The sequence below is a fragment of the Nonomuraea maheshkhaliensis genome (assembly GCF_039529435.1).
GTDB classification, from domain to species: domain Bacteria; phylum Actinomycetota; class Actinomycetes; order Streptosporangiales; family Streptosporangiaceae; genus Nonomuraea; species Nonomuraea maheshkhaliensis.
The window spans coordinates 1-6,017 of sequence record NZ_BAAAMU010000244.1; the positions used below are offsets into that span (position 1 = coordinate 1).

Annotated in this window: 6 protein-coding genes and 2 pseudogenes; 3 read left to right on the forward strand and 5 right to left on the reverse strand. The window is 71.0% G+C overall.

Annotation, left to right across the window (positions count from 1 at the left end; genetic code table 11):
* Positions 1–800 precede the first annotated feature (800 nt).
* On the reverse strand, positions 801–1,061 hold the full coding sequence (locus tag ABFX54_RS55590) for an MFS transporter (protein WP_346115430.1): 261 nt from the start codon (positions 1,059–1,061) through the stop codon (positions 801–803).
* A 106-nt stretch (positions 1,062–1,167) separates the two neighbouring features.
* Entirely contained in the window at positions 1,168–1,641 is a 474-nt protein-coding gene (locus tag ABFX54_RS55595) for a DUF6653 family protein (RefSeq protein ID WP_346115431.1), read from the reverse strand.
* A 121-nt stretch (positions 1,642–1,762) separates the two neighbouring features.
* Here ABFX54_RS55595 and ABFX54_RS55600 point away from each other — a divergent pair, with 121 nt between their 5' ends.
* Positions 1,763–2,245 (forward strand): GbsR/MarR family transcriptional regulator, encoded by a 483-nt coding sequence (locus ABFX54_RS55600; protein ID WP_346115432.1) that lies wholly within the window; start codon positions 1,763–1,765, stop codon positions 2,243–2,245.
* Positions 2,246–2,386: 141 nt separating this feature from the next.
* On the opposite strand, the pseudogene ABFX54_RS57355 reads toward ABFX54_RS55600, so the two are convergent.
* Positions 2,387–2,869: pseudogene (locus ABFX54_RS57355) on the reverse strand (DUF998 domain-containing protein); the annotation flags it as partial.
* A 122-nt stretch (positions 2,870–2,991) separates the two neighbouring features.
* Here ABFX54_RS57355 and ABFX54_RS55605 point away from each other — a divergent pair.
* Together ABFX54_RS55605 and ABFX54_RS55610 are read left to right on the forward strand one after the other, a co-directional pair.
* Positions 2,992–3,444 (forward strand): GbsR/MarR family transcriptional regulator, encoded by a 453-nt coding sequence (locus ABFX54_RS55605; protein ID WP_346115433.1) that lies wholly within the window; start codon positions 2,992–2,994, stop codon positions 3,442–3,444.
* On the forward strand, positions 3,441–4,601 hold the full coding sequence (locus ABFX54_RS55610; RefSeq protein ID WP_346115434.1) for an FAD-dependent monooxygenase: 1,161 nt from the start codon (positions 3,441–3,443) through the stop codon (positions 4,599–4,601). Before ABFX54_RS55605 ends, ABFX54_RS55610 begins: the two co-directional genes overlap by 4 nt.
* A gap of 118 nt (positions 4,602–4,719) precedes the next feature.
* Here the strand turns inward: ABFX54_RS55610 and ABFX54_RS55615 are convergent, their stop codons facing one another.
* Both ABFX54_RS55615 and ABFX54_RS55620 read right to left on the reverse strand, forming a co-directional pair.
* Positions 4,720–5,094 (reverse strand): STAS domain-containing protein, encoded by a 375-nt coding sequence (locus tag ABFX54_RS55615; RefSeq protein WP_346115435.1) that lies wholly within the window; start codon positions 5,092–5,094, stop codon positions 4,720–4,722.
* Between the two features lie 222 nt (positions 5,095–5,316).
* Positions 5,317–6,017 (reverse strand): annotated as a pseudogene (locus ABFX54_RS55620) (ABC transporter permease); the annotation flags it as partial.

The following is a 6,017-nucleotide window of genomic DNA, read 5'->3' on the forward strand; positions in this document are numbered from 1 at the left end:
CGTTGAGCCCGCCGAAGTTCCCGCCCAGGACCAGCACTTTCTTCCGCATGGGGGATCACCTTCCGCATGCCTCGCCTGCTCCCACCGTGGCAAGCGCCGCCGGGCCGCGGACGAGGCGAAAGTCCTCCATGGGCGGGCGTTGGTCCTCACTTTCCTCAGGAAGAGTGCCTGAGTCGAAGACAGGGAACGTCACCCCCGGCACAAGCGATGTTCGGCCCTGGCTGGGTGATCCCGGAGCACAACCGCAGACTCCATTTCCTCCGAGGAATGGCGAAACTTGAGGACGCTCAAGATCGTGCGCGTGGGGCACGAGAACGCCGGCGTGTCCGCCCTGTACGGGCACATCACCGAGGCGATGGTGACGGAGCCGGAGCAGTTGCTGCAGGGACTCTGGGAGAAGGCGATCGGGGCGCGGTTCCGTCCCATTCGGCCATCCCGATCTTGGGCGCGGCCATGGCGCCGTGGCGTGAGGGCACGACCGGCGGGGCGGTCACGCTGATGCGTCGCGCACACTGAGAGCCGCCGGCATTCTCCCCTGACGATCGGAAAGGCCGTCCCCCCGAGCAGGGAAACGGCCTCTGAGCTGGTGGGCGATACTGGGATCGAACCAGTGACCTCCTCGGTGTGAACTCGCGGCATAGAACTGGATGAGGGTGAGGTGCCCAGCAGATTCGGGACAGTCGGCTACACAGCCCTGGCCCGCCGCCGTGAGCGCTGCTCGGCCGAGCTGGTGACGGCCCGGCCAGGATGCCGGCGATGGAGACGCTGCTCCAGGCGGCTATCGCCGTGCGGCGCCCGCTCTAGTCGAACACGGTGATCAGCAGGCACTTGCGGCCATAGCGGTCGGACAGGCCGCCGGCGGTCAGGAGCAGGCCAGCGTAGGCGAGCGTGCAGGCGCTCATGATCCATTGGATGTCGGCGGGGGTGGCGCGGAGTTCTCTCATCAGCGCGAGGATGGCCAGGTTGAGGATGGTGTTGTCGATGACCAGGACGAGCAGGCTCAAGCAGAGCGCCAGGAGGATCCACCAGCGGCGCGGGCGCGCGGTGCCGGGGGTGTGCATGAGGCTCTCCACACGTAGGGTCGGCGCCGGGGTCGGCGCCAGGTCGGCGCCGGGGTTGGCGTTGGTGTCGGTACGGCCGGTGTGGTGGCGGGCCGGCCGTACCGGGTCACAGGCTTTCGCTCTGGTGCTGTTCGTAGAGCAGCCCGTAGCGGTCGATCCGCCACAGCTGGCCGAGCACGAGCAGCACGGTGCCGAGCAGGAGCGGCCAGATCTGCAGGGCGATCAGTCCCCAGGCGATGAAGGCGAAGCCGATCAGGCCGGCCACGATGAGCAGCCGTAGCACCACGCGGTGCGCGGCTGGAACCTTGCCGTCGACGTGGAGTTGCTCGCCGTAGATGCCGCGGGCGGCCCAGCTGGTCGGCTCGACCGCCCTGAACAGGTGCACGTTCAGCCAGAGCCACACGGCGACGAGGGCCACGCCGGCCAGTGACCACCAGCCGATCCACTCACGGCTCCAGACGGCCAGTTCGAAGGCGGGGATGGCGGCGAACCGGGTCCAGACGCTCCACGGGTTGGCGTGCTTCTTCCACGCCTGATCGGACATGCCGTGCGCGCCTGCCACCACGTTCTTGGGCTTCATGCCGGGTCTCCTTTGGCGTCGGGGAGGTCGCCATGGCGCGACCTCCGCTCCTCGGACGGTATAGAGCTTTCAGAGATTTGTAAATTCTCTGAGAGTTCGAAGTGATTGGTAGGCTGGGAGCATGGACACCGACCAGCGGCTGCGCGAGGCCGCCGAGAAGCTGGCACTGACCCTGGCGCAGGGCGGCATGCAGAAGACCACCGCCCGGGTGATGACCGCCCTGCTCTACACCCGGCAAGCCTCGATGACCGCCGCCGACCTGTGCGAGCAGTTGTCCATCAGCTCGGGAGCGGTGTCCACCGCGGTCAAGCAGCTGATCCCGCTCGGCCTCATCGAACGGGTGCCCGCCCCCGGCAGCCGCCGTGACCACTATCGATTCCGCCAGGGGGCTTGGGCCAGCTTGATGTCACAGCAGAACGCGATGCTGGCCACCATGGGCGCCGCCGCCCAGGAAGGCCTGGACGCGGCGGGCGAGGACAGCACCACCGGCCGGCGCCTGCACGAGATGAAGGACTTCTATGCCTACATGACCGAGCAGCTGATCCCGCTCATCGACAGCTGGCGCGAGCGCTATGCCGGCCAGCACGCCGACGCTGCTCGGTAGCGGCTGCGGCTGCGTGCCGTCGGAGGGGCCGCGCGAGCGGGGAGCCGGGCCGACGCGGCTCCCTGTACGCGGCGGCAGGCCGCCGACGGACTGTTGGCGGCCTGCCTTCCTGTCGTCCAGATGTTCGAGCAGGCCCGCGGGGGCCGGCCGCCAGAGGCCGAGCGTGTCGAGGCGGTAGGCGATGCCGGCGGCGAACGCGAAGGCGATGATCAGGGCACCGGACAGGCGCGAGTAGACGGCCCAGGCGCGGCCGTGCCGTCCCGGACGGCGGGCCAGGACGAACGCGGCGGCACCCAGCCCGGCGAACAGGGCGAAGCCGGCCGCTTGGTGGATGCGGCCGGTGCTGGTGAACGTGCCGGCCGTCGGCTCCCCGGGCGGGTAGCCCAGCGCCGGGTCCGTCGGCGCCAGCCCGGCCACGACCGTCCCGATCGCGGCGGCGGCGAGCAGGAGCGGCCCCGCTGCCGCCGTGCAGGGCCCGGCGCAGTCCGGCCGCGAAGGCCAGGAGAAGCAGCCCGCCGGGCACGAAGTTGACCGTCTGCAGCCAGGCGCGTCCGCCGGTGCCGAGCAGCGCCTTGAGCGTAGGTGTGGGCATGGGGAAGCCCTCCTGCTTCTCCGTGACCGCATAATCACGGGCCGACCGGACTTCCCGGCTCTCCAACGGAACGCCCCATGACAGGAACGCCACTTGATCGGTACAGTGATTTTAGTTCATACTGAAATAACTGCAAGAGGAGGCGGGGTCGGGCGTGACCGAACAGGAACCGTTGCTGGAGTGGGTGGAACGCGTGGCCATGTACCTGGCTCGCGACGGGGTGCCGCCGATCGCGGGGCGGGTGCTGGGCTGGCTGATGGTCTGTGAGCCGCCCGAGCAGTCCGCCGGGCAGATCAGCGAGGCGATCGGCGCCAGCCGTGCGTCGCTGACCTCGAACCTGCGGCTGCTGACCAGCATGGGCTTCCTCGCCTGGCGGACCCGGCCGGGCGAGAGGACCATCTACTACCGGATGGCCGAGGACGCCTGGGCGGTGGTGGTGCGTCGGCAGATCGCCGGCCTCGCCTCGTTCCTCGACATCACCCGTGACGGCCTGGACTTGGTCGGTCCGGACGACGAGCGCGCCGGCCGCATCCGCCAGGCGCACACCACCTTCGAATGGATGGCCGACATGTTCAAGAACGCGCCACAGCCCGGGGAGACCGCGTGAGCGGGCACGCGATCGTGATCGGCGGCGGCATCGGCGGCCTCGCCGACGCCGTCGCGCTGCGCCGGATCGGCTGGCGCGCCACGGTGCTGGAACGGGCGGGCGAGCCGCGCGAGATCGGCGCGGGCATGTCGCAGGCGCCGAACGCGCTGCGGGCGCTGGAGGAGTTCGGCCTGGGCGGGCCGGCCCGCGCGGCGGGGGTGCCCACCTATTCGGCGGGTAACCTGCGCCTGCCCGATGGCCGCTACCTGCAGCGCGCCCGTCCTGGTGATGCGACGCCGCTGCTCGCCTTCCACCGTGCGGACCTGCACCGGCTGCTGCTGGACGGGGTGCCCGCCGGCTGGCTGCGCACCGGTACGGAGGTCACCGACCTGCGGCAGGACGAGGGCGGGGTGACGGTCGCCTGGGACGGCGGGGAGGTCCGCGCGGACCTGGTGATCGGCGCGGACGGCATCGGCAGCGTCGTACGCCGGTTGCTGTGGCCGGGCACGCCGCCCCCGCGCTTCCTGGGCCGCACCGCCTGGCTGGGCATCGCGCCCGTCGGCGGCCTGCCGGGCAGCATCACCCTGGGTTCGGGTGGCTACTTCCTGATCCATCCGATCAGCCGAGGCCGCGCCTACTGGGCCTACGTCGCCACCGCCGACCGGCCAGACGCGCGCTTTGAGGAGGAGAAGGTCGAGGCGGCCCGCCGGCTGGCCTCCTGGCATGAGCCGATCCCGGCGCTGATCGCCGCCACCCCGGACGAGGCGGTGATCCATATCGACATTTGCGATCTGGACCAGCTGCCTTCCTATGTGCGCGGCCGGGTGGCGCTGCTCGGCGACGCCGCACACGCGATGAGCCCGGATCGCGGTCAGGGGGCCGGGCAGTCCATCGAGGACGCTGTCGTGCTCGCCGCCGCCCTCGCCGGCGAGGCAACGATCAAGGGCGCTATCGAGGGCGCGCTGCGCCGTTATGACGCCGAACGCCGTCCGCGGACCCAGGCCACCGCCCGGGGTGCCCGCGCCGATGGGCGCCGGACCACCTCCCCGGCCGCGTACCGGGCCCTGACCACGATGATCCGGCTGATGCCTGCGGCGTTGTGGCGCAAAGGCATCGCCGCCGACGGCAACCGCACCTGGCGCTGGCATCCGCCGCGCCTGCCGTTTCCCGCGAGTTAATGCTGAGCCACACAGCCGATGCAGTGGCGAAAGCGCCCCCGGTCACGGGCCGGTCCTTGCACATGGCCGGGACTGCCCGCCGGGAGCTGTGCGGGCGCCTCGAGGCGCAGGCCGGGCCTCAGCCGTCCGGCGCCTCGCCGGAGCCGTTCAGGGCCTGGTAGGCGTCCTGGAGCGTCGGTGCGAGATCAAGGCCGATCCCGGAATCGTCGAGCAGGACGCCCTCGCCGCGGACAATGATCATTCGTCCGCCTGCGTCGCGGGCCCGGTGGACGGCCGAGCGCAGCATCTGCCGCCCGGCCTCGTTCATGAGCCTCACCCCGCCGATGTCCACGACCACTTTCGGGGAAGGGTGCGTGATGAAGGTGCTGTTGACATACATGCGGACGATGTCGACGGGCGGCCCGGCGAGCGTGCCTTCCAGGTGGATCAGCAGGATATCGCCACGGTTGCGGGTTCTGATGGAGAAGTCGTCCGTGGCGGGGTCGGTGGGCATGCGGGGTCTTTCGGCTGGACGGCAGAAACGGTGCCGACCAGACTTCCCGGCTCACCTGTGGGCGACGGTATCACCTGGTTGGTCACGCGGAGGCGCGCGAACGCCACAGGGTGGTGTGCGCGGGCTGCCACGCCGCTGTCCCTCGCGTTGGTTGCGGTTGAGCCGGACGAGCAGGCTGCTGCGCGACGCGATTGGGCCCGCGTGGCCGTGGCGGGGCGTCCGTCAGCTCTCTTGCAGGTCACGTCGTTGGAAGGCGGCGATCCCCGCGAGCAGCAGCGCGGTGGTGACCAGGACGAGACCGAGCAGCGGGCCGGCGTCCACGGGCTGGTTCAGCGTCTGCGGGACGTGGGCGAAGGGGGAGAGGTTCCTGACCCAGTCGTCCAGTTGGAGCAGTTCGCCGAGCTGGGCGAGCAGGGCGAAGGTCAGCAGGGCCGCCCAGGCCAGGGTGGTCAGCCGGGGCAGCAGCCCGAACAGCAGCATCGCGAGCCCGGCCAGCGTCCAGGTGGCGGGCACCTGGGCCAGCGCCGCGCCCAGCATGCGCACGGCCTGACCGGCCGGCTCGCCGATCCGCAGGCCGTGCGCGAGCCCGGCGGCCAGACCTCCCGCGGCGAGGATCACCACGCTGCCGCTCAGGGCGATGCCCAGGTGGCTGAGGCTCCAGCGGCGGCGGGCCACGGCGGTGGCCAGGACCGGTCCGGCGCGCAGTTCCGTCTCCTCGCCACGTAGCCGCAGCGTCGCCTGGATCGCGTAGCCGCCGGCGAGCAGGCCCAGCAGGCTCAGCTCGGCGGTCAGGAACGCGTCGGTCAGTTGGTCCGTGCCGCCGCCGATCTGGGCCAGGAGGGCGGCGAGTTGCGGATTGTCGCCGACGATACCGCCCAGGCTGTGGGCCAGCGCGCCGAACAGCTCGCCTGCCACCGCGAAGC